Annotated in this window: 24 protein-coding genes and 1 pseudogene; 8 read left to right on the forward strand and 17 right to left on the reverse strand. The window is 66.6% G+C overall.

Going from position 1 to position 24,353, the window contains the following annotated elements; translation table 11 throughout:
* The first annotated feature begins 4 nt into the window (after positions 1-4).
* Positions 5-892: a DUF4097 family beta strand repeat-containing protein gene (locus G6N42_RS13695; RefSeq protein WP_163730077.1), complete on the forward strand. Its 888-nt coding sequence runs from the start codon at positions 5-7 to the stop codon at positions 890-892.
* Here the strand turns inward: G6N42_RS13695 and G6N42_RS13700 are convergent, their stop codons facing one another.
* The 3 genes from G6N42_RS13700 to G6N42_RS13710 are packed head-to-tail and all read right to left on the reverse strand — an operon-like array spanning position 893 to position 3,617.
* Complete coding sequence (locus tag G6N42_RS13700; protein ID WP_163730078.1) at positions 893-2,221, reverse strand: flavin monoamine oxidase family protein; 1,329 nt, start codon at positions 2,219-2,221, stop codon at positions 893-895.
* Between the two features lie 49 nt (positions 2,222-2,270).
* Entirely contained in the window at positions 2,271-3,287 is a 1,017-nt protein-coding gene (locus G6N42_RS13705; protein ID WP_163730079.1) for a nitronate monooxygenase, read from the reverse strand.
* On the reverse strand, positions 3,288-3,617 hold the full coding sequence (locus G6N42_RS13710; RefSeq protein ID WP_350310123.1) for a GNAT family N-acetyltransferase: 330 nt from the start codon (positions 3,615-3,617) through the stop codon (positions 3,288-3,290).
* 85 nt (positions 3,618-3,702) lie between these two features.
* Between G6N42_RS13710 and G6N42_RS13715 the strand changes: the two genes are divergently transcribed.
* Complete coding sequence (locus tag G6N42_RS13715; protein ID WP_163730081.1) at positions 3,703-4,095, forward strand: VOC family protein; 393 nt, start codon at positions 3,703-3,705, stop codon at positions 4,093-4,095.
* Here G6N42_RS13715 and G6N42_RS13720 read toward each other — a convergent pair.
* A complete protein-coding gene (locus G6N42_RS13720; protein WP_163730082.1) occupies positions 4,064-4,723 on the reverse strand; it encodes a maleylpyruvate isomerase family mycothiol-dependent enzyme in 660 nt (219 codons plus the stop codon). The two genes, G6N42_RS13715 and G6N42_RS13720, sit on opposite strands and share 32 nt — an antisense overlap.
* A pseudogene (locus G6N42_RS13725) lies at positions 4,710-5,621 on the reverse strand (alpha/beta hydrolase); the annotation flags it as partial. The pseudogene G6N42_RS13725 and the gene G6N42_RS13720, both read right to left, overlap by 14 nt.
* 97 nt (positions 5,622-5,718) lie before the next feature.
* On the opposite strand from G6N42_RS13725, the gene G6N42_RS13730 reads away from it, so the two are divergent.
* Positions 5,719-6,360, forward strand: coding sequence for a TetR/AcrR family transcriptional regulator (locus G6N42_RS13730; RefSeq protein WP_163730084.1), 642 nt, complete (start codon positions 5,719-5,721; stop codon positions 6,358-6,360).
* On the opposite strand, the gene G6N42_RS13735 is transcribed toward G6N42_RS13730, so the two are convergent.
* From G6N42_RS13735 to cysD, 4 genes are read right to left on the reverse strand one after another with little or no spacing between them, the layout of a single operon-like run.
* The gene (locus tag G6N42_RS13735) at positions 6,357-6,833 is read right to left on the reverse strand and encodes an Rrf2 family transcriptional regulator (RefSeq protein WP_083123809.1); all 477 of its coding nucleotides are present in this window, start codon (positions 6,831-6,833) and stop codon (positions 6,357-6,359) included. The two genes, G6N42_RS13730 and G6N42_RS13735, sit on opposite strands and share 4 nt — an antisense overlap.
* 8 nt (positions 6,834-6,841) lie before the next feature.
* A complete protein-coding gene (locus tag G6N42_RS13740; protein WP_163730085.1) occupies positions 6,842-7,573 on the reverse strand; it encodes a 3'(2'),5'-bisphosphate nucleotidase CysQ in 732 nt (243 codons plus the stop codon).
* Between the two features lie 55 nt (positions 7,574-7,628).
* Positions 7,629-9,473: a sulfate adenylyltransferase subunit CysN gene (cysN, locus tag G6N42_RS13745; RefSeq protein WP_163730086.1), complete on the reverse strand. Its 1,845-nt coding sequence runs from the start codon at positions 9,471-9,473 to the stop codon at positions 7,629-7,631.
* Entirely contained in the window at positions 9,473-10,399 is a 927-nt protein-coding gene (gene cysD / locus G6N42_RS13750) for a sulfate adenylyltransferase subunit CysD (protein ID WP_163730087.1), read from the reverse strand. The genes cysN and cysD overlap by 1 nt, the downstream gene beginning before the upstream one ends.
* A 167-nt stretch (positions 10,400-10,566) precedes the next feature.
* Here cysD and G6N42_RS13755 point away from each other — a divergent pair, with 167 nt between their 5' ends.
* Positions 10,567-10,992, forward strand: a complete 426-nt coding sequence (locus G6N42_RS13755) for a PaaI family thioesterase (protein WP_163730088.1) — start codon at positions 10,567-10,569, stop codon at positions 10,990-10,992.
* 100 nt (positions 10,993-11,092) lie between these two features.
* Here G6N42_RS13755 and G6N42_RS13760 read toward each other — a convergent pair whose 3' ends face one another.
* The 6 genes from G6N42_RS13760 to G6N42_RS13785 form a co-directional block, all read right to left on the reverse strand.
* Positions 11,093-11,584: a beta-class carbonic anhydrase gene (locus tag G6N42_RS13760; protein WP_163730089.1), complete on the reverse strand. Its 492-nt coding sequence runs from the start codon at positions 11,582-11,584 to the stop codon at positions 11,093-11,095.
* Positions 11,585-11,670: 86 nt separating this feature from the next.
* Entirely contained in the window at positions 11,671-13,575 is a 1,905-nt protein-coding gene (locus tag G6N42_RS13765; RefSeq protein ID WP_163730090.1) for a glycosyltransferase family 39 protein, read from the reverse strand.
* Between the two features lie 28 nt (positions 13,576-13,603).
* Entirely contained in the window at positions 13,604-14,863 is a 1,260-nt protein-coding gene (locus tag G6N42_RS13770) for a bifunctional glycosyltransferase family 2/GtrA family protein (protein ID WP_434059583.1), read from the reverse strand.
* A gap of 56 nt (positions 14,864-14,919) precedes the next feature.
* Positions 14,920-16,800 (reverse strand): glycosyltransferase family 39 protein, encoded by a 1,881-nt coding sequence (locus tag G6N42_RS13775; RefSeq protein WP_163730092.1) that lies wholly within the window; start codon positions 16,798-16,800, stop codon positions 14,920-14,922.
* Between the two features lie 23 nt (positions 16,801-16,823).
* Positions 16,824-18,407 carry a sensor histidine kinase gene (locus G6N42_RS13780; protein ID WP_163730093.1) on the reverse strand — a complete coding sequence of 528 codons (1,584 nt, stop codon included), beginning with the start codon at positions 18,405-18,407 and terminating at the stop codon, positions 16,824-16,826.
* On the reverse strand, positions 18,385-19,089 hold the full coding sequence (locus G6N42_RS13785) for a response regulator transcription factor (RefSeq protein ID WP_083124249.1): 705 nt from the start codon (positions 19,087-19,089) through the stop codon (positions 18,385-18,387). Before G6N42_RS13785 ends, G6N42_RS13780 begins: the two co-directional genes overlap by 23 nt.
* Positions 19,090-19,273: 184 nt before the next feature.
* On the opposite strand from G6N42_RS13785, the gene G6N42_RS13790 reads away from it, so the two are divergent.
* Positions 19,274-19,804, forward strand: coding sequence for a hypothetical protein (locus G6N42_RS13790; RefSeq protein WP_163730094.1), 531 nt, complete (start codon positions 19,274-19,276; stop codon positions 19,802-19,804).
* A 4-nt stretch (positions 19,805-19,808) separates the two neighbouring features.
* Here G6N42_RS13790 and G6N42_RS13795 read toward each other — a convergent pair whose 3' ends face one another.
* Positions 19,809-20,039, reverse strand: a complete 231-nt coding sequence (locus G6N42_RS13795; protein ID WP_163730095.1) for a hypothetical protein — start codon at positions 20,037-20,039, stop codon at positions 19,809-19,811.
* A gap of 121 nt (positions 20,040-20,160) precedes the next feature.
* Complete coding sequence (locus G6N42_RS13800) at positions 20,161-20,430, reverse strand: hypothetical protein (protein WP_163730096.1); 270 nt, start codon at positions 20,428-20,430, stop codon at positions 20,161-20,163.
* A gap of 184 nt (positions 20,431-20,614) precedes the next feature.
* Between G6N42_RS13800 and G6N42_RS13805 the strand changes: the two genes are divergently transcribed.
* Genes G6N42_RS13805 through G6N42_RS13815 form a run of 3 tightly spaced genes read left to right on the forward strand, consistent with a single transcriptional unit; the run spans position 20,615 to position 24,353 of the window.
* Positions 20,615-21,592: an ABC transporter permease gene (locus G6N42_RS13805; RefSeq protein WP_163737481.1), complete on the forward strand. Its 978-nt coding sequence runs from the start codon at positions 20,615-20,617 to the stop codon at positions 21,590-21,592.
* Positions 21,589-22,518 (forward strand): ABC transporter permease, encoded by a 930-nt coding sequence (locus G6N42_RS13810; RefSeq protein WP_163730097.1) that lies wholly within the window; start codon positions 21,589-21,591, stop codon positions 22,516-22,518. Before G6N42_RS13805 ends, G6N42_RS13810 begins: the two co-directional genes overlap by 4 nt.
* Positions 22,515-24,353 (forward strand): dipeptide ABC transporter ATP-binding protein, encoded by a 1,839-nt coding sequence (locus G6N42_RS13815; protein WP_163730098.1) that lies wholly within the window; start codon positions 22,515-22,517, stop codon positions 24,351-24,353. Before G6N42_RS13810 ends, G6N42_RS13815 begins: the two co-directional genes overlap by 4 nt.

Genomic DNA, 24,353 nt, shown 5'->3' on the forward strand with positions numbered 1-24,353 from the left:
CCTAGTGACCACTCTTGCTCCCCCGCCCCCGGCCGGTCCGGCAACACAGCCACCGCCCCCGCTGTCACCGCGGGGACGCACCGCAATCCGTGTGGCACTCATCGTCGCGGCGACGATGCTGGTGGTCGGCACCGTCGCATCGCTGGGCGGACTCGCGATCGGCGTCAGCAGCTTCCGGGTCATCACCGACTCCGCACCGCTGCCGCCGACGATGCGGTCGCTGACCGTCGACACGGGCTCCGTCCCGGTCGCGGTCCGCATCACCGCCGATCGTGAAGTCCGCGAACCCCGGGCCGACCTACGGCTGGTGAATTCAACTCGGGCGGGCGAGAACCCGTTGATGGTGAACACCGATGCCGGTGTCACCCTCATCACGCTCAGTGGCGAAGGGTCGTCGTTTCTGGACTGGGGCCGGGCCGGTGAGCTGACGCTCGTGCTGCCACCGGACCTTGCGCGCCGACTGACGGTCAATACCCAGCAGGACAACGGCGTCGTGCTTCTCAACGCCGATGTCGACCAGCTGATCGCGCGAACCGACAACGGTGAGGCGGTGCTCGGCGGATCAGCGCGTCGTATCGAGATCTACACCCAGAACGGCGGTGTGATGACCCGCAATCCGATTTCGGTGTCCGAATCGTTCACGGCCGAAACCTCAAATGGCGACATCGAGGTGGACCTCAGTGACGTCGCGCCTCGCACCGTCGAGGCTTCCAGCGACAACGGTGACGTCACCGTCGCCGTGCCTGCGGCCGGCCGCTACGTGGTGAACGCAGATACGGAGAACGGACACACGGCGATACGGGTCCCCCGGGCGACTGACCGGCAGAGTGCGTCGGCGGTCATCACCGTCCGGTCTGAGAACGGCGACGCGATCGTCGACGAACTGCGGTAGCTAACCGAGAATTCGCTCGGCTTCGCGTACACCGCTCAGGTACGCGCCGTGGACGGTGCCGAAGAACTCTGCGTTGGTGGCCTCACCGGCGAACGCGAGCCGGTCGTTCGCCGGTGCGGCGAGAGCCTCCATATCGTCGGGACTCGAGCCGACGGCGACGAAGCTGTACGAACCGCGCGCGTACGGATCTGCGGCCCAACGGGTGACAAGCGACCCGGTCGGCGCCGGCGCATTCAGCGCCGTCACCACTTGGGCCACCGCATCCTGATCGGAAAGGACTTCTCGCTCACGCGCATCCGAACCGCCACGCAGGCCGATCAACACCGGCACATCGGCGAATGTCTCACCGTTGATCAGGAACGGCACGGGCTGCTCGCTGCCGACGAGCCCGATCACGTCGGCGTCCGGCCAGAACGGCTCATCGAACTTGAGCACCACCTTGTCGAGCAGACCGAAGCCCAGACGTTCGATCGCCGCCCGCTTCTCATCGGCCAGCGGCGGGTCGAACGCGATCGTGCCCGCCTTGAGCACACCCAGTGGAATGGTGACGATCGCTCGGTCCGCCTCGACGGCGCCCTGAGACGTCTCGATCCGCACGCCCGGGCCCCCGTAGCTGACACGGTTAACCTCGGTGCTCAGCCGGATCGTCAGCCCGCGCGCAAGATGCTGCACCAGTTGGGTGTATCCGCCGGGCAGGATCAGATCCGGTCCGCCGAACTCGCCTTCGTTGCCCAACCACTTGAGCGACAGTTCATCTGGATCGGCCGCGTACTCGCCGACGATCTCGCTTGCCACACTCCATTGGACGAGCGGATCGTTCATGTCGGCGACCTCGGCGAGTCCGGTCGCGACCGACTCGTCCTCGCCCGCGTCTGCGCTCAGCACCCCAAGTTCGTTGGTGGTCTCCTGCCAGCGCTGCAGGGTGACTTGCACGACCTCCGCGGCGAGTTCGCGGCCGTCCTGGAATACGACGGGTTTGTCGAAGTCGGTCTCGACGCGCCGCGCATCGACCTGGTCGGCGAGTTCGGTGATCGGGTTGCCTTCGGGACCGTGGATCCATGCCGCACCGAGATCGATCGGCACCCCGAGCGTCGTCGTGTCAGTCCACGTGCGGCCGCCAAGACGGTCACGCGCTTCCAGCACAGTGACGTCCATGCCCGCGTCGGCAAGACGCCGTGCGGCGGCCAGACCGGCCATGCCTGCGCCGATCACCACGATGCGCTCTTTCGACGCTTCCGGCGCGTCGCTACTGCTGCTACACCCTGGAAGCAATTGAGAGGCTGCAAGCGCGCCGCAACCCAGCGTGAACGCACGCCGGGAAAGCTGCATGGTTCGAGAGAGTAGCTTGCCGCCGCCGACATCACGGCTATATTGACGTCTACGTCAGCATGGCGAAGATCTCGGCCACCGAACCCGCCTTCAGCTCGCGAAAACCGGTCCCGGCCCAGACGTTCACACCGTGCGGATCGCCTGCACGCACGGCCGCCGCCCGCACGGGACCGGTGAGATAGTGCACCTCCGGGTAGCCGAACGGCGCCTCGGCTTCGTGCTCGTCGATGAACCGGTTCCGCAGCCCACGTGCATAGCGTCCGGAAAACGACCGGGTGACAACGGTTTCGGTGAACTGCGGATCCTTCAGCGCGGCGCGGTGCACAGGACTACTGCCGGCTTCGTCGGCCAGCAGGAACGCTGTGCCCAGTTGTGCCGCAACCGCGCCGGCGTCTATGACGTGGCGGATGTCGTCGGCGGTGGACAGCCCGCCCGCCGCGATCACCGGGATGTCGGCGCCACTCTTGATCGCCGCCAGAAGTTGGTCCAGCGATTCGGATGCCGGCTGTGCCGACGGGTCAAACGTCCCGCGATGTCCGCCCGCTGACGGGCCCTGCGCCGCCAACACATCGACGCCCGCCGCCATGGCCACCTGCGCCTCCGACACCGTCGTCACCGTGCCGACGGTCGTGATACCGGCGTCGCGTAGTCGTCTGCATTCGTCCGCACTCGGCACGCCGAACGTGAAGGACGCCACGTCGGGGCGCAGGTCCAGCAACACCTCGATTTTCGCGGCCCACGCGTCGTCGTCGAACCGCGGCGACCCGAGGGCCGCGCCGTAGCGCTGCTCCTCGGTCGCCAGCGCCTTGGCGTAAGCCTCGATGGCGGCGGGCGTGCCCGCACTCGGCTGTGGCGCAAACAGATTGGCGCCGACGGGCCCCGTCGTCAGCTGACGTGCCTTGGTGATGCGCTCGGCGAATACTTCGGCCGTCAGGTACCCCGCGGGTACGAACCCGAGGCCGCCGGCCTCGGATCCCGCGGCGGCCAGTTCGGGCGTCGACGGCCCACCGGCCATCGGCGCGATGATGATCGGGACCGTGAGGTCACGCAGATCGAATGCACTCATCTACTTCACCGCCTTGGCGAACAACAGGCAGTCCTGCGGTTCCTCGCTGATATAGGGTAGGACGGTGTAACGCCGCAGCCGGCCTTCGAGGGAGAGCCCGTTGCGTTCCAGCACCCTCGCCGATGCGGTGTTGTCGACGTGGCAATGCGCCGCGATTCGGTACACGACTGGATCGCGTCCGGCACTGTCGAGCACGAGCTGCACCGCTTCCGACATGAGCCCCCGCCCCCACCATGGCCGACCCAGGTAGTAACCGAAGTCGACGATGTGTGGTTGCGGGCGCCGCCACCCGATGGCACCTATCACGGTCTCATCATGACTCAGCGTCACCCGTGGACCTGGGACGTGGGCGTGCGACATTGCTCCATCGTGCATTGTTGCCGCCCCGGCGTGAGCGGTGGTTGACTCGATTGACATGGCAATCACGTTCAACCACACCATCGTCGCCGCGAAGGACCGCCAAGAGTCAGCCCGGTTTTTCACCGAACTCTTCGGTCTACCGCCTGCCAAGGAGTTCGGCCCGTTTCTCGTCGTCGAGCTCAACCACGGCGCCAGCCTCGATTACGCCCAGGTGGGCGGTGACGAGGAGATCCGTCCGCAGCACTACGCGTTCCTGGTGTCCGAGGGCGAGTTCGATGCCATCTACGGACGCATCCGCGAACGAGATCTGCAGCACTGGGCAGACCCCAGGGGCAGCCGGCCCGGCGAGATCAATCACAACGACGGCGGTCGCGGCGTGTACTTCCAGGATCCCGGCGGGCACTATCTCGAGATCATCACCCGCCCCTACGGATCCGGGACGGGCTGATTCGCGAGGACAGCAGCTTCACACCATCACCGCGCAGTGCTGACAACATGCGCGGCCGGCTCCCCAGAACGGACACGAGCTCGACGCCGCGCCCCTCGACGAGCGGACCCCGATCGCCGTGTGCCCAGTCGATGTCGGTGGCGCGCAGCCGCAGTCCCCTGCTGTTGCGGTACGCGGGGACGAACGGATTGGGAAGCGCTACTTGCGTATTGAGCACCGCCACCACGGCCTCGCCCGAAATCTGCGGTGCGCGATCGAGCGCGAACAGGATGTCGAGTTCGTGGGTGATGTGGTCGCCCAGCAGCAGTTGGGGCGGGAAGACGCGGCCCAATCCACGGGGCCGATACACCAGTTCCCCGAACTCGTCGAGCAGTTCTTCGGGACTTCGAGCGGCCGCGAGCGCGCACGCCATCGCGGTGTTCGCCCGGTCGAATGAGCCACCATGGCAGATTATTTCGCGTGTCGTCGCACCGGCGCCCGAGCGGTAGCCGATGACGAGGTGCGCGAGCACATCGTGGTTCGTCCATGCGTCGCACAGGCTTGGCCGCGCCCACTCGTCGGGTCCGAGACCGGCCGCCAGCGCGAGGAATCGTTCATCGTTGCTGCGCAACATGTCACGCACGGACATCGAGATGCTCCTTCAGGAAGGCCGTCTGGTCGGCGAGAACCCGGCTGACGAGCGGCGGATGGTAGATGGCGAAGTGGTCGGAGTCGTAGTGCCGGGCCACGCCGCGAGGAGCCCGGTGCGCGACGAGTTCGGCGTAGCGAGGGTCCATGAGGTTCTCGCGGTCGCACACGCACACCAGCAACGGTGCCGCGATGTCGCGTGCATCCCGCAGCGCTGACGTCGTCACCATGGCGAGCGCACCGGCGGCGGCGATCCGGTTGTCGAACCATCCGCCGGGCGGCACGGTGGAGTTCCAGCCGCTCTCGGCACCGGCGACGGTGACCATCGCGAAGCCTCCCGGCGGTCCCACGATCGGCACGTAGCGGCGACCGCGCGCCGTGGCGAGACGCACCAGGTCTTCGGTGATCGCCGGTGCGAGGCGCAGCGCTGCGAGCAGTCCGAGTCGGCGGGCTGCGCCCGGCCCGTGCACGATGGGGCATTGCACCACCGCGACGGCGACGTCGTCGCGGGCAGCGGCAACCCTGATCACGTTCATGCCGCCAAGGCTGGTGCCCCACAGCCCGATTCGTGCGGCGTCGATGTCGGCTCGATCGCCAAGGTGGTCGATGGCCGCGACGACGTCCCGGCACTGGTTTCGCGTCGAGATGTGTTGGCGCGGTTGACCGTCGGATGCACCGGTATTCCGATAGTCGAACGCCAGGGTGGCGATACCCGCCGCGGCGAAGTGCTGTTCGTATTGAGCCAGCATCATGTCGTGGGTCGCGCCCAGGCCGTGGACCAGCACGACTGCCGGGTGCGGTCCCGCCGCGTCGGGCACCGTCAGCCAGGCCGCACAGCGCGTGCCGCGAGACTCGAAGTCCACGCGTTCGGTCGGGATCGTCTCCGTCATCATCATCTCCTTATAAGTACGTCGTACTTATGGTTAGACTGCTTCACGTACGACGTACTTGTCAATGGATGATGAGCGTCTTGCTCTCAGCAAGGAGGTCAGAAGGTTGCGTGCACGGTTCACCACCGACGAGATCGCCGCCGCGGCACTCGGCATCGTCGACGATGCCGGCGTCGGCGCGTTGAGCATGCGTGCACTTGCCGCCGCGCTGGGCACCGGTCCGATGACGGTCTACAACTACGTGCCAGACAAGGAGGGCCTCGAGGAACTCGTCGTCGCCGCAGTCGTGGCCGAGGTGCGAATACCCGAGCCGACCGCGAATTGGATCGACGACGTCTACGCGGTGGCCGAGGCCATGTGGCTGGGTATCCGTGCGCATCCGGCCGCCATCCCATTGGTCCTGACCCGGCGCACCTCCTCGGCAACCGGGTTCGCCGTGGTCGACGCGCTCATTGCTGCCCTCGGCCGCGGGGGCCTTTCCGATCCCGATCGCCTCGCGGCTTTCCACGCAGTCTTCGCGCTGGTGGTCGGCGCGGCCCAGGCCGAACTCGCCGGGCCGTTGACCCGCGGGCGAGATGCGGGCGACGCCGCCGCACGGATCGGATCGACGGCGGGCGAGGCGCATCCCCACGTGGAAGCGCTCTCCCACGTCGCCCGGGAGGTATCGGTGGAAGAGGATTTCGCACAGGGTCTGCGCATGCTGCTCGACGGGATCGCCGTGCGGGGCAGGAAGCGACGCCGGAGCTAGCCCAGGGAGTGGCCGCGGCTTTCTTCCTGCGCGCGGTAGTCGTCGGCCAGCCTGCCGACGTGTTTGGGCAGGGTGCCCGCGGCGACCTCGGCGAGGCTGGTCTGTTCGAGCACCGAGCGCATGCTGGCCCGCAGCGCCCGCCATACGTCGGTGAGCGCTGCTGTAGGTCCGGAGTACGGGAGGTCACCGAGCCCGATGTCGCGCACGCTGGCCAGCGGACCGTCGATGCACCTCAGCACGTCGGCGATGCTGATGTCGGCGGCACGACGAGCCAGCGTGTACCCGCCGTCGCGGCCGCGATGGCTGCGCACGAGGCGATCGGTACGCAGGTCGGAAAGGATGTCGACGAGGAACTGGGCAGGGATGCCCTGCGCCTTGGCCAGGTCGTCGGTCTTGACGACCTCACCGTCGTCGGCGGTGGCGAGCTGAATCATCGCGCGGACGGCGTATTCAGCTTTGGCCGACATCCGCATGAGCCCAGTCAATCACGTGTGACCGCGAGCACCGCCGCTGCGAGCTCCGGTCGGCACACCACCACGTCGGGTAATCGTGGGTCGCGCCTGTTGTAGGTGAGGGGTGAGCCGTCGATGCGTGAGGTGTGCAGGCCCGCTGCACGGGCCACCGCGACCGGGGCCGCGGAATCCCATTCGTACTGTCCGCCGGCATGAACGTACACGTCGGACAGACCTTGCACCACCGAGGCCACCTTGGCGCCCGCCGAGCCCATTTCGACCAGGACGCCGCCCAGCGCGTCACGCACGGCCAGCGCCACCGCGGGCGGCCGCGTGCGCGAGACCACCACTCGCGGTTGCCCTGGAGCCGCCGGTGGCGCGCTGACATCCGGGGTGGCGAGCGTGATGCCCTGCGCCGGAAGGGCAACCGCTCCTGCGACCAGTTCACCCGCCTGCCACAGCGCGACGTGCACGGCCCAGTCGTCGCGCCCCAGCTCCGAGAACTCGCGGGTGCCGTCGAGCGGATCGACAATCCACACGCGGTCCGCGGACAGGCGCACCGGGTCGTCGGCACCCTCTTCCGACAACACCGCGTCGTTCGGCCGCTCGGCGGCCAACGCTGCCATCAAAAAATCGTGGGACCGCTTGTCCCCCGCCGCCTTCCGCTCGTCCTGATTGGCGTCCGCCAGCTCGTCGCGAACCTCGAGCAGCAGTTTGCCCGCCTCCGTCGCCAGTCGCGCAGCGACGTCGTGATCACTCACAGTCTTCTGTCCCCTCGCCCTTCGGGCTGGGGTCCCCACTTCGCGCAGGCGCTCATCACTGCTTGCTCTCCAGCAGTTCGATCACCCTGTCGGCCAGCTCGTCCGGCGTGAGTTCCGGGGTGAGCCGCAGGTCGGGATTCTTGGGCCGTTGATACGGGCTGTCGATCCCGGTGAAGTGGGTGATCTCGCCTGAACGCGCCTTGGCGTACAGCCCCTTGGGGTCACGCCTTTCGCAGTCCTCCAGCGGGGTGTCGCAGAACACCTCGAAGAAGTCCAGGCCGGCGTCGGTGGTCACCTGGCGCGCCAACGCACGGTGCTCTTCGAGGGGACTGATGGCGGGCACGAGCACGACCTGCCCGGAGTCGGCGAGGATGGCCGCGATATGGGCCAGCCGACGCTGATTCTCCGCACGGTCCGCCATCGAGAATCCGAGGTCGGCGTTGAGCCCGTGGCGCAGATTGTCGCCATCGAGAACATAAGCGGGGCAGCCCTTTTCGAGCAGCTTCTGCTCGACGAGCATCGCGACCGAGGACTTCCCGGAGCCGGACAGCCCGGTGAACCACACGGTCCTGCCCTTGGACAGCCGGTCTTCTGCCTTGCACAGCGATTCGTGGCGCACGGTGTTCGGGCTCGACGCGCGCGCCGTGACCTGCGGCAGGATCATGCCGGCCGCGACGGTGCCGTTGGTATTCGGGTCGATCAGGATGAACGAACCGGTGGCAGCATTGCGGCTGTACTCGTCGAGCAGCAGTGGCACCTGGGTGCGCAGCGAAATGCGGCCCAGCTCATTGAGTTTGAGCGCTGTGGCCGACTTGTCCCGATGCAGTGTGTTGACGTCGAGGCGGTAGTCCAAGGCCGCCACCTTGGCCCGCGTGGTGCGGGTCGTGTGCTTCACGATGTAGTCGCGGCCGGGTTCCAGCGAAGCCTCGTCGGCCATCCAACACACCGTGGCGTCGAATTCCTTTGTCACTCTTGGCTGGTTGTTCGGCCGCGCGATCAGGTCGCCGCGCGAGATGTCGATGTCGTCGGCCAGGCTGATCGACACAGCCATCGGGGGGAACGCCTCCTGGACCGGTCCCCCTGGACCTTCGATCTCGGTGATACGGCTCGTCTTGCCGGTGGGCAGCACGACGACCTCGTCGCCCGGACGCATGACGCCACTGGCCACCGTGCCCGCATAGCTGCGGTGGTCGGCGTGCTCGTGGGTCTGCGGCCGAATCACATACTGCACCGGAAAGCGCACATCGACCAGATTGCGATCGCCGGCGATGTAAACCTCTTCGAGGTGCGACAGCAGCGCGGGCCCGTCGTACCACGGCGTGACATCGGACTTGGTGACGACATTGTCGCCGTTGAGCGCCGACAACGGAATGGTCGTCACATCGTGGATGTCGAGGCGCGCCGCGAACTCATGGAAGTCGTCTCGAATCTTGTTGAAACGCTCCTCATCCCAGTCGACAAGGTCCATCTTGTTGACCGCCAGCACGATGTGCCGAATGCCGAGCAGTGAGGCCAGGAAGGCGTGCCGACGCGACTGCTCGAGCAGGCCGTGGCGGGCATCGACGAGCACGATCGCCAGCTGGGCCGTCGAGGTTCCGGTCACCATGTTCCGCGTGTACTGGATGTGGCCCGGCGTGTCGGCGATGATGAACTTGCGTTTGGACGTGGCGAAGTAGCGATACGCCACGTCGATCGTGATGCCTTGCTCGCGCTCGGCGCGCAGGCCGTCGGTCACCAAAGCCAGGTCGGTGTAGTCGTTTCCGCGTTCTTTGGAGGTGCGCTCGACCGCGGCAAGCTGATCCTCCATGACGGCCTTGGAATCGAACAGCAAGCGGCCGATGAGAGTCGACTTGCCGTCGTCGACCGAGCCGGCGGTCGCGATGCGCAGAAGAGTTGCCATCAGAAGTAGCCCTCTCGTTTACGGTCTTCCATGCCTGCTTCGGAGATGCGGTCGTCGGCGCGCGTTGCGCCGCGTTCGGTCAGGCGCGAAACTGCGGTCTCGGCGATCACCTCGGACACCGTGCCCGCAAGGGATTCCACGCAGCCGGTGCAGGTGACGTCGCCGACCGTGCGGAAGCGCACGGTTTTCTCGACGATCTCCTCATCCTTGCGCGGCTGCAGGTACTTGTGGACGGCCAGCAGCATGCCGTCACGTTCGAAGACCTGTCGCTTGTGCGCGTAATAGATGGACGGAAGCTTGATCTTCTCGGCGCCGATGTAGGACCAGATGTCGAACTCGGTCCAGTTGGACAGCGGGAACACGCGGATGTGCTCACCCTTGTGATGGCGACCGTTGTAAAGGTTCCACAGCTCGGGCCGCTGCGCCTTGGGGTCCCACTGGCCGAACTCGTCACGGAAGGAGAACACCCGCTCCTTCGCGCGCGCCTTCTCCTCGTCGCGGCGCGCACCGCCGAACGCGGCGTCGAACTTGTTCTCGCGGATGGCGCGCAGCAGGGTGAAGGTCTGCATCGGGTTGCGCGACGGGATGGTCTCCACGACGCGACCCGCGTCGATGTCGTCCTGCACCTTGGCCACCACCAGTCGCACTCCGGACTCGGCGACGAGTTCGTCGCGGGCCTGCAGCACCTCGTCAAAGTTGTGCCCGGTGTCGACGTGCATGACGGGGAACGGCAGCCGGCCGGGCCGGAACGCCTTGATCGCCAGATGCAACATGACGATGGAGTCCTTGCCGCCGGAGAACAGCAGCACCGGCTTCTCGAACTCGGCGGCCACCTCCCGGATGATGTGGATGGCTTCGGCCTCGAGCGAGCGCAGATGGCTCAGCTCGTATCGGCCCGCATTGAGTTGCTCGGCGGTCTCGGTCATGATTTCCTCGTAAAGTTGGTAGAAATGACCAGCTTTATCTGCATAACCCGATATGAAACCAGGGTTGGCCTGCCGTGTCAACGATCGGTGTTGTCGGCGCCCGCCGCTGCGTGCGCGACTCGGCCGACTACCCCCGTGGTAATTGATCCGGTGCAGATACTGGACGCATGTCACTCACAGCTGGCGCGCCGACCGGCGCCGAGGTCATGGCGCAGTTCATCCCCGCATCGCCGTTCGTCGCCAAGCTCGGCATCGTCGCCGAGGTGCTCGACTGTGACGAGGTACGGCTACGCCTCCCGTGGGACGAATCCAACGTCACGCTCGGCGATATGGTCCACGGAGGCGCCGTCACCGCCCTGGCCGACGTCGCGGTGATGGCCGCTGCATGGGCGGGCGCAGAGGTGCCCGACTCGCTGCGCGGCGTGACCACGTCGATGTCGATCCAGTTTCTCGCGCCGGCCCGCGCGACCGATTTGATCGCGATCGGGCGTGTCCTACGCCGTGGCAGGACGTTGGTGAATTGCGACGTCGACGTGGTCAGCCCAGATGGTGAGGCGGTCGCGAAGGCGATCGCCTCCTACAAGGTCGGCTGACACTCGCGCGAGTGTGCGCGAAATGCTGGATTAGCTCGGCGTGTCGTGTGCAAACACGCACGCTCGCGAAACGAGGTGAGGTGCGCTCGGTGCAAAGCCGCTACAGAGTCACCTCGTTGAGGCGGCCCGTCGCCACATCGAAGACGAAACCGCGCGCGGACTCGTGCTTCGTGACGAACGGACTGGCCTCGATGCGGCGCAGCGACTGCCGCACATCCTCGTCGACATCGACGAACGCCTCCGCCGCCCACTCCGGCTTGATACCGGTCTCGTCCTGGATCTGCTGTTTGAAACCGTCGTCGGTGAACGTCAGCATGCCGCAGTCGGTGTGGTGGATCAGGATGATCTCTCTGGTGCCGAGCAGGCGTTGGCTGATGGCCAGCGATCGGATCTCGTCGTCGGTGATCACGCCGCCGGCGTTGCGGATGACATGCGCTTCGCCGTCGCCGAGCCCGAGGACCCGGTAGACGTCGAGCCTGGCGTCCATGCACGCCACTACGGCGACGTGCTTGCTCGGCGGCAGCGGCAGCGGGCCGGTGAAGGAACTCGCGTATGCCTCGTTGTTCTTCAGGTATTCGTCGGTCACGGACATCGTTGCACTGTATCCCCGCTGGCAGGTGTGAGAGCCGAAGAGAATCACCCCGATCGAATTGACGACGGCCGTCTGTTCGAGGGGCACTACGGCGACGGCGTCGCGCTGCTGAACCGCGCGTCCAAGTCGTATACCGTCGTGCCGCCGATATCGATCGGTGTGAAGTTCTGCTTCACCCAGGTCGCGATGTCGGCCGCAGCACCGGATTCCCGCCGGCCCGGCCCCTGGTGACCGCTGGCGATGAAGTACCGCACCTCGTGGTTGGCGACGTAGTTCTGGAACTGCTCGAGCGTCGGCGAATTGTCTCCGCCGGAGAACCCGCCGATCGCCATGATCGATGCGCCGGTCTTCAGCTCCAGGCTGCCGGCCGTCATCGAGCCGATAGTCGCTGCTGCCCAACGGTTGTCCACACCCTTGACGAGGTTCTCCAGCAGTGGGTTGTCAACGGCGCCAAAGCCCGGCCCGTCGGCACCCGGCGGCTCCATGTTGGCATCGAGCATCGGGCCGGCCATCGCCATCGGTCCACTGCTGTGCGAGCTCGCCACGGTGGCGATTGAATACGCGGCCGGCGCGAGAACTCCGAAAAGCAGTGCGCCGGAGATCAAGACGGGAGCGAGGCGACCGACCCGGTGCGCGCCGACGGCGATGATTGCCGCGACGATGATCGAGCCGACCAGCACCACCCATCGCAGCTCGGGCAGCCAGTCCGGCGTTCGGTCCAACAGTATGAACGCCCACACGCCCGTACCTGCCGACATGATCGCGAGCACGATGCGGGAGGCCAGTAACTCCTTGCCGCGCCATAGTTCTCGTACTGCAATGCCGACCAGCGCTGCGATCGCCGGCGCGAGCGCCACAGTGTAGTAGGGGTGAATGATGCCGTCCATGAAGCTGAACACCGCGGCGGTGACGATCAGCCATCCACCCCACAGCAGCAGCGAGGCACGCACACTCGCGGTGCGGGCGGTGCGACGGGTGAACCAGAGCCCGGCGAGCAGGCCGACCAGTGCCGCGGGCAGCAGCCACGACGCCTGGGTGCCCATCGAATGGCCGAACAGTCGGCCGATGCCGGGTTCTCCGCCGAAGAACAGGTTGTGCATACCTGCAGGCGGTCCACTGGGTGCTCCACCGGGCGGCCCGTCTGAGCCACCGCCCAGCACACGGTCGAGTCCGTTGTAGCCCAAGGTCAACTGCAGCAGGCTGTTGTCTGACGAGCCGCCGATGTACGGCCGTGAGTCGGCCGGCCACAGATCGACGAGCACGAGGTACCAGCCGGCCGAGACCACCATCGCGATGCCGGCGATGAGCAGCTTTCCGATGCGCTTCCACATGCCAACGGGGGCCGCGACGAGAAACGCCAGCGCCAGGCCTGGCACCACCAGGAATGCCTGTAGCAACTTGGTCAGGAATGCAAAGCCAATGACACAGCCAGTCAACATCATCCAGCGATTACTCGCTGTTTCGATCGCCCGCACCATGCAGTAGCCGGCAACCACGAGCAGCAGCACCAGCAGCGCATCGGGATTGTTGAATCGGAACATCAGGGCCGCGACTGGCGTCAGCGCAAGCACCGCGCCCGCGATCAGGCCCGCCGCCGGCCCGCTGCAGCGTCGGACGGCCCCGTACAGCACGGCGACGGCTCCGACACCCATCAACGCCTGCGGCAGCAGCATGGAGAAGGCGCTGAACCCGAAGATCCTGCCGGACAACGCCATCAGCCACAGTGACGCGGGCGGCTTGTCGACCGTGATCGCATTCCCCGCGTCCAGCGAGCCGAACAGCCAGGCCTTCCAGTCCTGGGTTCCGGCCTGCGCGGCGGCGGCGTAGTAATCGTTGGCCCAGCCCGAGGACCCCAGGCCCCACAGGTAGAGCACTGCGGTCGCCGCCAGAAGGGTGAACAGCGCGGGACGCACCCAGCGCGGTTGCGCGACCTCCCCAGGGCCGTCGTCAGCCGGCGTGGTGTGCGGTTGCATGTCAGCGGTGATGGTCATCAATCGATTCCTTCGCCTTTCAGATCGTTCAGTTGGTCCGGCGGGGGTGAAACACCCAGCCGCGCAGCAGGACGAATCGCGCCGCGGTGGCTACGAGGTTGGCCAGCACCAGCACAACCAGCTCGACCAGATGATGCGGGTCGGCCACGAACGTGTGCAGGACGGCAAGCGATCCGCTCGTGATCGCCAGCGCGATCGCGAACACGATGAGACCTTCGACGTGCTGACGTGTCACGTTCGTCCTGCCGCCGATCCCGAATGTGAAGCGACGGTTCGCCGCGGTGTTTCCGATGGCGGTCAGCAGCAATGCGATCAGGTTGGCCGTCTGGGCGCCGACCGACCCCTGCATCAGCATGAACAGCACAGCGTACGCCGCCGACGACACCACCCCGATCGTGCCGAATCGCACGACCTGCCGGAACAGCGAGCCCGGGGCGGCCGAGCGCTGTGACGAACCCAGCTGTGCCGCAATCGCATTCACCGGTATCGAACCGTTGGCGAAGTTGCGCAGCAGACGGCCGATGCCCTTGAGATCGGCCGCCGCGGTCGCGACGATGTCCACCCGACTGTCGGGATCGTCGACCCAGTCCACCGGGACCTCGTGGATTCGCAGACCGCTGCGTTCGGCCAACACCAGCAGTTCGGTGTCGAAGAACCATCCGGTGTCGGCCACATGCGGCAACAGGCGTTGCGCGACGTCGGCCCGAATCGCCTTGAACCCGCACTGCGCGTCGGAAAAGCGAGCCGCGAGGGCAGATTTCAGGATCAGGTTGTAGCAGCGGGAGATGACCTCGCGCTTGGCGCCTCGCACCACCCGAGAGCCGCGGCCCAGCCGGGTTCCGATCGCCAGGTCGGAATGTCCCGAAACCAGCGGCGCCACCAGCGGTGCGAGTGCGGCGAGGTCGGTGGACAGATCCACGTCCATGTAGACGAGCACCGGTGCGTCCGACGTCGACCACGCAGCGTGCAAGGCACGGCCACGACCCTTCTCCGGCAGCCGCACCACCCGGACGTCACTCAGGTCGGCGGCCAGTCGCGCGGCGATCCGTGCGGTGTCGTCGGTGCTCGCATTGTCGGCGATGGTGATGCGCGCTGAAAACGGAAAGTGCTCCCGGAGGTGACGGTGCAGACGATGCACCGAGTCGGCCAGAGCGACCTGCTCGTTGTACACCGGCACCACCACGTCGAGCACGGGCACACCTGCCTCGCGCGCTATCTCGGTGGCGTTCGGCCGGGATTCGAATCGGGTCCGAGCAGAGGTGCCACGTTCTAGGGCGGTATCGGTCATGGAACCCATCGTCGAGGTGCAGATTGTGCTGGCCGTGGGGCCAAGCTGTATGCCAGCTATGTATTCGGCGCCGGCGCGCTGAGGTCGTAGATCACCGCACGGTCCACGACGAGCGGGGTGTAGTGCGTCTCCACCCACTGCGCGATGTCGGCGGCCGCGCGGCTGCCGCCGCTCGACGATCCCCACCTGCCGGTCAGCAACATCATGCGATCGCCGATGAAGTAGTGGATCTGACCCGTGGCGACGAGCTGCTGGAACTTCTCGAGAGTCGGTGCAGGGTCGGTGCCGTTGAAACCTCCGATCGCCATCACCGGTGCGCCGCTGGCCAGTTGGTAGCCCGCGGCGTTGTTGGATCCGACGACCGCCGCGGCCCAGGTGTAGTCCTTCGCGCCGCGGGCGAGGGTGGCTACCAGCCCGGTCGACGGCTTCGGCGAATCAAGCAGGCCCCCCGCCCCGCCAAAGCCGGGGCCGGATACGTGGCGAGACGGCCCCACACTCGGTATCGCGCCGCTGTGCGGCGTTGCGGCCGTCGCGATCGAGAAACCCGCGGGCGCCGCGAGACACGACACGACCGCCAGCGCCGCCACCAATCGCGCCACCACCGGTGCCAACCGGCCGGATACGAGCAGCAGCACCGCGGCCCCGACTCCCCCGACCGAGACACTCGCCCGCAGCCACGGCATCCACTCCGAATGACGGGTCAGCAACACCGCCCCGAGGATGGTGGTGACAAGCACCGTCCCGGACAGGGCCGTCGCGGCTCGAATGTCGGATCTGTTCCGCCACAGTAGTGTTGCGCCAATTCCGATGCAGGCGCCGACCGCGGGCGCGAGAGCGACGGTGTAGTAGGCGTGGATGATGCCGTTGGAGAAGCTGAAAACCAGTGCGGATACGGCCAGCCAGCCGCCCCACAGGATGAGCGCGGCCCGTGCGGGGTCGGTGCGCGGCGCGCGCCGAGTGAGAATCATGCCGGCCACCAGGCAGATCGCTGCGGCCGGCAGCAGCCACGCGATGTCAAGGCCCATGCCGGCGCCGAGGAGCCGTCCCCACCCCACGTCGTGGTTGAGGTTGCCGAGGCCGCCGGTCTCCTTACCCGTCAAGCGGCCAAAACCGTTGTAGCCCAGAGTCAGTTCAATGATGCTGTTGTGCTGTGATCCGCCGATGTAGGGGCGCGACGACTCGGGCCAGAGTTCGACGAGCGCGAGGTACCACCCCGCCGAAACCACCACGGCCGAGCCCGCGATGACCAGGTCGACGACGCGGCGCGACAGCGTGCGGTGCCCGGCGACAAGGTACGCGGCTGCGAATGCGGGCAATACCAGGAAAGCCTGCAGCATCTTGGCCAGGAAGCCGACACCCACCGCAACGCCCGCGGCCACCAACCACCAACGGCTGGAGCCTTTTTCGCATGCCCGCTGCATACAATACGCGGCGGCGACCAGCAGGAGCACCAGCAGCGCGTCGGGATTGTTGAAGCGGAAAATCAACGCCGCGACGGGCGTCGCCGCGAGCACCGCGCCGGCCAGCAGGCCCGCACTGGGCCCGGCGACACGGCGGACGGCGGCATAGAGCAACCCGACGGACGCGACACCCATGAGCGCCTGCGGTACGAGAACACTCCACGAGTTCAGTCCGAACAGACGAACCGAGACGTCCATGACCCACAACGCCGCGGGAGTCTTGTCGACGGTGATCGCGTTGGCGGGATCGCTCGACCCGAACAGCATCGCCGTCCAGTTGTGCGCGCCGGCCTGCACCGCCGCGGCGTAGAAGGCGTTCGCCCACCCGCTGTCGCCCAGTCTCCACAGGTAGAGCACCGCCGTCGACGCCAGCAGAAGAGGTAGTCCCAGCCTCGAGACCACGGCAGAGCACTTGTCGCCGGAGCTATTTGGGGCTTCCTGCGCGCGCTCGCGCGGAAGAACCAGGGTCGTCGTCACTGAGACGATCCTGTCTCGCCCGGCTAGGCCCTCGGTTGGCTCGCGCTGTGGCTTGGCTGTGAATTGCCGGGCAAGGTCACGGCGAACACCGTCGCACCGGGCCCGCTGCGCACATCGATGGTGCCGCGATGCGCCTTGACCACGGCCGCGACGATCGCCAGCCCCAGGCCGGTGCTTCCGCCGCGCCGCGACCGCGAGGTGTCGCCGCGGGCGAATCGCTCGAAGATCTCGGGCTGCAGCCACTCGGGTATGCCCGGTCCGTCGTCGGCCACGGTCAGGACGACTTCGCCGGCCTCGGATTGCATCAGCGACGTCGTGACCGACGTGCCCGGCGGCGTATGGGTGCGCGCGTTGGCGAGCAGATTGGCCAGGACCTGGTGCAGTCGCGCTTCGTCACCGGTGACGACGACCGGTTCGTCGGGCAGGTCCAGCGACCATTCATGGCCGGGACCGGCGATGTGAGCATCGCTGACGGTGTCGACGATCAACCGCGAAAGATCCACCGACTCCTGCTGCAGCGGTCGCCCGGTGTCCAGACGGGCAAGCAAGAGCATGTCCTCGACGAGGCGCGTCATGCGCTCCGTCTCGGACTCGACCCGGTTCATCGCGTGCGCGACGTCGTCGGGTACGTCACCGCGCTTGCGTTGCGCCAGTTCGGTATACCCGCGGATCGCCGCGAGCGGCGTACGCAGTTCGTGACTCGCGTCGGCGACGAACTGACGCACCCGGGTCTCGCTGGCATGCCGGGCGGACAACGCGCCCGCAATGCGGTCGAGCATCCGGTTCAGCGACGAGCCGAGCTGCCCGATCTCGGTGTGCGCCGCCGCTGGGTCGACCTTGACGATCGGGGTCGGCAGGCGGACCTCACCGCGGTCGAGTTCCAGGTCGGCGACCTGACGGGCTGCGGCGGAAACCGTTGACAGCGGGGCGAGTTGACGGCGAATGATGAGAAATCCCGCCGTGGTCCCGCCGAACAGCGCGAGGACACCCACCACACTGAAGATGATCCCGACGGTGAGCAGGGTGTCATCCACTTCCGACGTCGGCAGGCCGGTGACGATCGTCTGGCCGGGCGGGTGCGCGCGCATTGCGATCACGCGGTAGCTGCCGAGGCCGTCTAAGTCGACGGTCTCCGGCGCCTCGTGAGGCTCGATGTGCGCCAGTTGTTCTGCCGCGGCGGAGCTGATCCGATCGCGGGTGCCGTCGGCCGTGATGACACCCGCGTTCAACGGCGTGCCGCGCGAGATCACCGCGCCGACCGTGCGCGCGGCCTGCCCCGGCGCGTTGAGGAAGGACGGTCCCGGTCCCATGTCGTCACGGATGATCATCCGTCCCGGAAAACCGGGAGGCGGCGGAAACCCGGGCGGCGGCGGGGGCGGACCGAACTCGAACAGGCCCGCGGAGCGCCTGGCGGTCTCCGCCAGCCGATCGTCGAGCTGGTTGGTCAGAAAGTGTTGCAGCGCAATCATTGTGCCGACACCGATCCCGGCACATACCAAAGCCAACAGCAGGATCTGGGACACGAGCAGCCGCGTGCGAAGCGACCAGGTGCGCGGTGAGAGCAGCCGGCTCCTGCTCGGTGGCTCAGCGTGCGGGTTTGAGGACATAACCGGCACCGCGCAGCGTGTGGATCATCGGTTCGCGCCCGCTGTCGATTTTCTTGCGCAGATACGAGACATACAGCTCGACGATGTTCGACCTTCCGCCGAAGTCGTAGCTCCAGACACGGTCCAGGATCTGCGCCTTGCTCAGTACGCGTTTGGAATTGCGCATCATGAACCGCAACAGCTCGAACTCGGTGGCGGTCAACGTGATCAATTCACCCGCGCGGGTCACCTCGTGACTGTCCTCATCCAGCACCAGATCACCGACGACGACCTTCGCACCGCCCGCCTCGCTCGTGACCCCCGTGCGCCGCAGCAGCGCGCGCAGTCGCAGCACCACCTCTTCGAGACTGAACGGCTTCGTCACGTAGTCATCGCCTCCCGCGGTCAGCCCGGCAATTCGATCCTCGACCGAATCCTTCGCTGTCAGCAGCAGCAACGGCAGCCCCGGAATCTGTTCGCGCAGCTGGTGCAGGACATCAAGCCCGCTCATGTCGGGCAGCATGACGTCGAGCACGACCACGTCGGGCGGGGTCTGGCGGGCCAGCGCAATGGCGGTTGCACCGTCGCCCGCTGTCGCGATCTCCCAGCCCTCGTACCTCAGCGCCATCGACACCAACTCGGCGAGAACCGGTTCGTCGTCGACGACCAGGACATGGATGGGCCGACCGTCGGCCCGGCGCATGACGACGCGCGCGGGCTCCTGGTCGTTGACCGCCGAACCGCTGGAACTCGCCACGCCTCCATTATCGGCGGGAGTCGTGGGCGATCCCTGTGTGTTGTCTATGCGCCCGCTGTGAATGTTCGTGTACACCAACCGCTGATCAGGTACACAGCCGACACACATGTCGGTCATGCAGCGTGTACGTATGACGATCGACCAATCCACCGAGCCCGTCTGGGGTGCGTCGCCGCCCGCCCCTCCACGCTGGGGATTGCGAGAGACACTCGTCGCTGTGGGCGTGGCCGCCGTCATCGCCGGTTTCGGCGGTGCCGCCATATACGCGGCGACCGGATCGCCCGCTCAGCAGGCGTTCGGGCACGGCATGCCCGGCGGCCCACCAGGCGGTTTCACCTCAGTTCAGCATCTGGCCGGTGAGCCAACGACGCTGCACGGCGAGTACGTCGTCGCAGATGGCGGCGGCTTCGCCACGAAGCTCACGCAGACCGGAACGGTGACGGCGATCTCGCCGACCGCCATCACGGTCGCGAGCGCCGACGGCTTCACGCAGACCTACGAGCTGCCGGCCGCGGCGCACACCGACCGAACGATCGCCGTTTCCGATCAGGTGTCGATCCAGGGCACCCGCGCCGGCCAGCTGACGACCGCCACGTCAGTGGACATACAGAGAGGTCCCGGCGGTCCTGCCGGACCACCGGGACCTGCTCCGCGCAACTAGTCGCTTACGCCGTCGGTGCCGGCTCGGCCGTGACTTCGGGGACTGCCACCGACGTCTCGGGTTCGGGCGGCGCCGTCGTGGACGTCGTCGTCTCCCCTAGTGTGATCTCCGGACTCGGCACCTCGGTTTCTTCCTGGGCTGAGCTCACACCGGCCGCCACGCCCATGGCCCCCATGGTCAGCAACGCACCCGTTCCCAGCGTTGCCGCACCCAGTTTCAGCTGTTTCGATTTCACCTTGACCACTCCATTCGGTCTTCGGGAGCCACCTCGTCGCGGCTCGTCGAACAGTTCGCTGAAGGGTCGTCCTTGACCCCTACGACCCTTGGATAACCGGTGTGGAGAGGGGTGAAACGACCTACTTGGCGGCCTCCTCCTCGGACGGCAGCGGTGCGGGGCCCTTCATGATGGGCTTGGCGACCGCGACGGCGGGCGCGTTAGACGGTGTGGTCTGCGTGCTTGTCGAGCCGACCGTCATCATCGACGACGATTTCGCCACGGGGTCCCCCGTGTGCTCCTGAGCGACCATCAGGCCGATCGCAGCCATCGCGACGACCGCGCTGCCGCCGATCATGGCTGCACAGAGCCTCAGATCGGCGCGGGATTTGCTCTTGTGCTGATCATCCATTTCAACTGCCCCTCTAGTGTTGCCGGTCGCCCCTTCCTCGCGGCCACCGTCGAATAACTGCAGGTGACCATCAGTGAACGCGCCGAATCTGGAGACCCGCTGACCGCCACGTGTGAGTTGTCCAAAGGTCGGCCACCCGAATCTCATAACCTGTGCGCATGCAGCGCACATGCGGACCGGACGGATGACGCGCTTTCTCGCGCGCCGGCTGCTCAACTACCTCGTGCTGCTGGCGCTGGCGTCGTTCGTGGCCTACGTTCTGGCCGCCTGGCAGTTCGACCCGCTCGAGAACCTCCTGAGTCGCAACCCGCGCCCGCCTGAAGCGGTCATCGAAGCCAAACGGGTCGAACTGAATCTCGACAGGCCGCTGCTGGTTCAGTTCGGCCTGTGGGCCTCCGGCGTCCTCCACGGAGATTTCGGCACCACGATCGCCGGCCAGCCCGTGACCGACGAGCTGTGGCGCCGTGTCGGTGTCAGTCTGCGACTGCTGGTCCTCGGTTCGGTGATCGGCACCGTCGCCGGCGTGGTCATCGGCGCGTGGGGTGCGATCCGTCAGTACCGCATGAGCGACCGCGTCATCACCGCGCTGTCATTGTTGGTGATCAGCACTCCGTCGTTCGTGATGGCCACTCTGCTGATCCTGTCGGCGTTGGGCATCAACTCGGCGGTGGGCGTTCAACTTTTCGAGTTCACCGGCGAGACATCGCCGGACGCGGTCGGTGGTGCATGGAACCAGTTCGTCGATCGTCTCCAGCATCTCGTGCTGCCGACGCTCACCCTTGCGCTGGGAGGGATGGCCGGCTACAGCCGCTACCAACGCAACGCGATGCTCGACGTGCTCGGCCAGGACTTCATCCGCACTGCGCGGGCAAAGGGATTGACCCGTCGCAGAGCACTTTTCAAGCACGGGCTGCGCACGGCGCTGATCCCGATGGCGACGATGTTCGCCTACAGTTTCGCGGGACTGTTCACCGGAGCGGTTTTCGTCGAGAAGATCTTCGGATGGCACGGCATGGGTGAATGGTTCATCCAAGGCCTCAACACGCAGGACATCAACATCATCTCGGCCATCGTTGTGTTCGCCGGCGTCACGGTCCTGTTGGCCGGATTGCTGTCGGACATCATCTATGCCGCACTCGATCCGAGGGTGCGCGTGACATGACCGAACCTGTGACGACAGATTCGTCGACGACCGCGAAGTCCGGTGTCGATGTCGCGTCCTTCGCGTCGAGGCGCACTCTGGTCCTGCGGCGGTTTGCGCGCAACAAGCCCGCCGTGGTGTCGATCGCGATACTCGTCCTTCTGTTCGTCGGCTGCTACGCCCTACCGCCGCTACTGCCCTACAGCTACAGCGATCTGGATTACTTCGCGCTGCAGCAACCGCCGAGCACCGATCACTGGTTCGGCACCAACGCACTCGGCCAGGACCTGTTGGCCCAAACTCTGCGTGGCATGCAGAAGTCGATGCTCATCGGTGTCTGTGTCGCGTTCATCTCCACCGTCATCGCGGCCACGGTCGGGACCATCGCGGGCTACTTCGGCGGCTGGCGCGATCGCACCCTGATGTGGATCGTCGACCTCATGCTGGTGATACCCAGCTTCCTGCTCGTCACCATCGTCGTGCAGCGCACCAAGGGCGATATCCTCTGGATGATCGTTCTGCTGTCCGTCTTCAGCTGGATGATCAGTTCGCGCATCGTGCGTGGTATGACGATGAGCCTGCGTGAACGCGAATTCGTCGTGGCCGCACGGTATATGGGCGTGAGCAATACGCGGATAATCCTGCGTCACATCATTCCGAACGTCGCCTCCATCATCATCATCGACACCGCGCTGAACGTCGGAATCGCGGTCCTCGCCGAGACCGCGCTGAGCTATCTGGGCTTCGGTGTGCAGCCGCCTGACGTGTCGCTGGGAACCCTCATCGCCAGTGGCACCCCGTCGGCAACGACCTTCCCGTGGCTGTTCCTGTTCCCCGCAGGTGCGCTCGTGTTGATCATCTTCTGCGCCAACCTCATCGGCGATGGCTTGCGCGACGCGCTCGACCCGGGCAGTAAAGCTCTGCGGCGGCGGAGGGTACGCAAATGAGCCTGCTCGAGGTGAGCGATCTGACGGTTGCCTTCCCCACCGACACCGACGTCGTCCATGCGGTGCGGGGAATGAACTTTCACGTCGACCCCCGAGAGGTCGTCGCGCTCGTCGGTGAATCGGGTGCCGGCAAGTCGGCCAGCGCGATGGCCGTCGTCGGCCTGCTACCCGAGTACGCCGCGGTGTCGGGTTCGGTTCGGTTGCAGGGCAACGAGCTCATCGGGCTTTCCGATCAAGAGATGTCGCAGATTCGCGGCAAGACCATCGGCACGGTGTTCCAGGACCCGATGTCGGCGCTCACGCCCGTCTACCCGGTCGGCGACCAGATCGCCGAAGCGATCGAGATCCACCAGCGAGACACCACCAGACGGGCGGCGCGGGCTCGCGCCGTCGAGCTGCTCGATCTGGTCGGTATCGCCCAGCCGGATCAGCGGGCGCGGGCGTTTCCCCACGAACTGTCCGGCGGCGAGAGGCAGCGCGTGGTCATCGCCATCGCGATCGCCAACGATCCGGATCTGCTGATCTGCGACGAGCCGACGACTGCTTTGGACGTCACGGTGCAGGCGCAGATCCTCGACGTGCTCAAGACCGCACGCGACGTGACCGGCGCCGGCGTTCTGATCATCACCCACGACCTCGGGGTGGTCGCCGAGTTCGCGGACCGCGCCCTGGTGATGTACGCCGGACGGCCCGTCGAGATCGCGTCTGTCGAGGAGCTGTACGAGAACCGCCGAATGCCCTACACCGCCGGGCTTCTCGGATCGGTACCTCGCTTGGACGCCGCGCGGGGGGCGCGGCTGGTGCCGATACCGGGCGCCCCGCCCGCCATGGCCGCGCTACCGCCCGGCTGCCCGTTCGAGCCGCGCTGCCCGCTCGCCATCGACGACTGCCGCGCCAACGAACCGGAACTGCTCGAGATCGCACCGGACCACCGGGCCGCGTGCATCCGCACCGACGAGGTAGCCGGACGCAGTGCGGCGCAGATCTACGGCGTGTCCACCGAACCTCCCGACGCCGCCGATGATGATGCCGACCGCACAGTGGTGCTGCGGGTCCGGGACCTCGTCAAGACGTACAAGCTGACCAAGGGTGTGGTGTTCCGCAGGCAGGTCGGCGAGGTGCGCGCGGTCGACGGCATCAGTTTCGAGCTCGAGCAGGGCCGCACGCTCGGCATCGTCGGCGAGTCCGGTTCGGGTAAGTCGACCACGTTGCATCAGATCCTGGAATTGACCGCGCCGCAGTCGGGTTCGATCGAGGTGCTCGACACCGACGTCGCGACTCTCGATTCACGGTCCCGCCGTGCCCTGCGCGGCGATCTGCAGGCGGTGTTCCAGGACCCGGTGGCCTCGCTGGACCCACGGCTGCCGGTGTTCGAAGTGCTGGCAGAGCCGTTGAGCGCCAACGGTTTCGACAAGAGGACCATCGACGACAGGGTGGCCGAGCTACTCGGTATCGTCGGCTTGCGGCGGGAGGACGCCGCTCGCTACCCCGCTGAGTTCTCCGGTGGGCAGAAGCAGCGCATCGGTATCGCGCGTGCCCTGGCGCTGCAACCCAAGATCCTCGCCCTCGACGAGCCGGTTTCGGCGCTCGACGTGTCGATCCAGGCGGGCATCATCAACCTGCTGCTGGACCTGCAGCAGCAGTTCGGGCTGTCCTACCTGTTCGTGTCCCACGACCTTTCCGTGGTCAAGCATCTGGCCCACCGGGTGGCGGTGATGTACAAGGGCACGGTCGTCGAGCAGGGCGACGGTGACCAGGTGTTCAGCAGCCCGCAACACGAGTACACCCGCCGATTGCTCGCCGCGGTTCCGCAACCGGAGGTGAATCGCCGCTAG

This window comes from Mycobacterium gallinarum (genome assembly GCF_010726765.1).
Classification (GTDB): domain Bacteria; phylum Actinomycetota; class Actinomycetes; order Mycobacteriales; family Mycobacteriaceae; genus Mycobacterium; species Mycobacterium gallinarum.

What these genes read in the sequence shown, in the direction of transcription:
- G6N42_RS13720 (WP_163730082.1), bottom strand. Translation starts at nt 4,723, where the DNA reads ATGTCCGTGCGTGACATGTTGCGCAGCAACGATGAACGATTCCTCGCG.
- G6N42_RS13760 (WP_163730089.1), bottom strand. Translation starts at nt 11,584, where the DNA reads ATGTCCGTGACCGACGAATACCTGAAGAACAACGAGGCATACGCGAGT.
- G6N42_RS13735 (WP_083123809.1), bottom strand. Translation starts at nt 6,833, where the DNA reads ATGCGGATGTCGGCCAAAGCTGAATACGCCGTCCGCGCGATGATTCAG.
- G6N42_RS13800 (WP_163730096.1), bottom strand. Translation starts at nt 20,430, where the DNA reads ATGGATGATCAGCACAAGAGCAAATCCCGCGCCGATCTGAGGCTCTGT.
- G6N42_RS13805 (WP_163737481.1), top strand. Translation starts at nt 20,615, where the DNA reads ATGACGCGCTTTCTCGCGCGCCGGCTGCTCAACTACCTCGTGCTGCTG.
- G6N42_RS13810 (WP_163730097.1), top strand. Translation starts at nt 21,589, where the DNA reads ATGACCGAACCTGTGACGACAGATTCGTCGACGACCGCGAAGTCCGGT.
- cysN (WP_163730086.1), bottom strand. Translation starts at nt 9,473, where the DNA reads ATGGCAACTCTTCTGCGCATCGCGACCGCCGGCTCGGTCGACGACGGC.
- G6N42_RS13815 (WP_163730098.1), top strand. Translation starts at nt 22,515, where the DNA reads ATGAGCCTGCTCGAGGTGAGCGATCTGACGGTTGCCTTCCCCACCGAC.
- G6N42_RS13705 (WP_163730079.1), bottom strand. Translation starts at nt 3,287, where the DNA reads ATGAGTGCATTCGATCTGCGTGACCTCACGGTCCCGATCATCATCGCG.
- G6N42_RS13715 (WP_163730081.1), top strand. Translation starts at nt 3,703, where the DNA reads ATGGCAATCACGTTCAACCACACCATCGTCGCCGCGAAGGACCGCCAA.
- G6N42_RS13770 (WP_434059583.1), bottom strand. Translation starts at nt 14,863, where the DNA reads ATGACCGATACCGCCCTAGAACGTGGCACCTCTGCTCGGACCCGATTC.
- G6N42_RS13700 (WP_163730078.1), bottom strand. Translation starts at nt 2,221, where the DNA reads ATGCAGCTTTCCCGGCGTGCGTTCACGCTGGGTTGCGGCGCGCTTGCA.
- G6N42_RS13765 (WP_163730090.1), bottom strand. Translation starts at nt 13,575, where the DNA reads ATGACCATCACCGCTGACATGCAACCGCACACCACGCCGGCTGACGAC.
- G6N42_RS13780 (WP_163730093.1), bottom strand. Translation starts at nt 18,407, where the DNA reads ATGTCCTCAAACCCGCACGCTGAGCCACCGAGCAGGAGCCGGCTGCTC.
- G6N42_RS13785 (WP_083124249.1), bottom strand. Translation starts at nt 19,089, where the DNA reads ATGCGCCGGGCCGACGGTCGGCCCATCCATGTCCTGGTCGTCGACGAC.
- G6N42_RS13790 (WP_163730094.1), top strand. Translation starts at nt 19,274, where the DNA reads ATGACGATCGACCAATCCACCGAGCCCGTCTGGGGTGCGTCGCCGCCC.
- G6N42_RS13755 (WP_163730088.1), top strand. Translation starts at nt 10,567, where the DNA reads ATGTCACTCACAGCTGGCGCGCCGACCGGCGCCGAGGTCATGGCGCAG.
- cysD (WP_163730087.1), bottom strand. Translation starts at nt 10,399, where the DNA reads ATGACCGAGACCGCCGAGCAACTCAATGCGGGCCGATACGAGCTGAGC.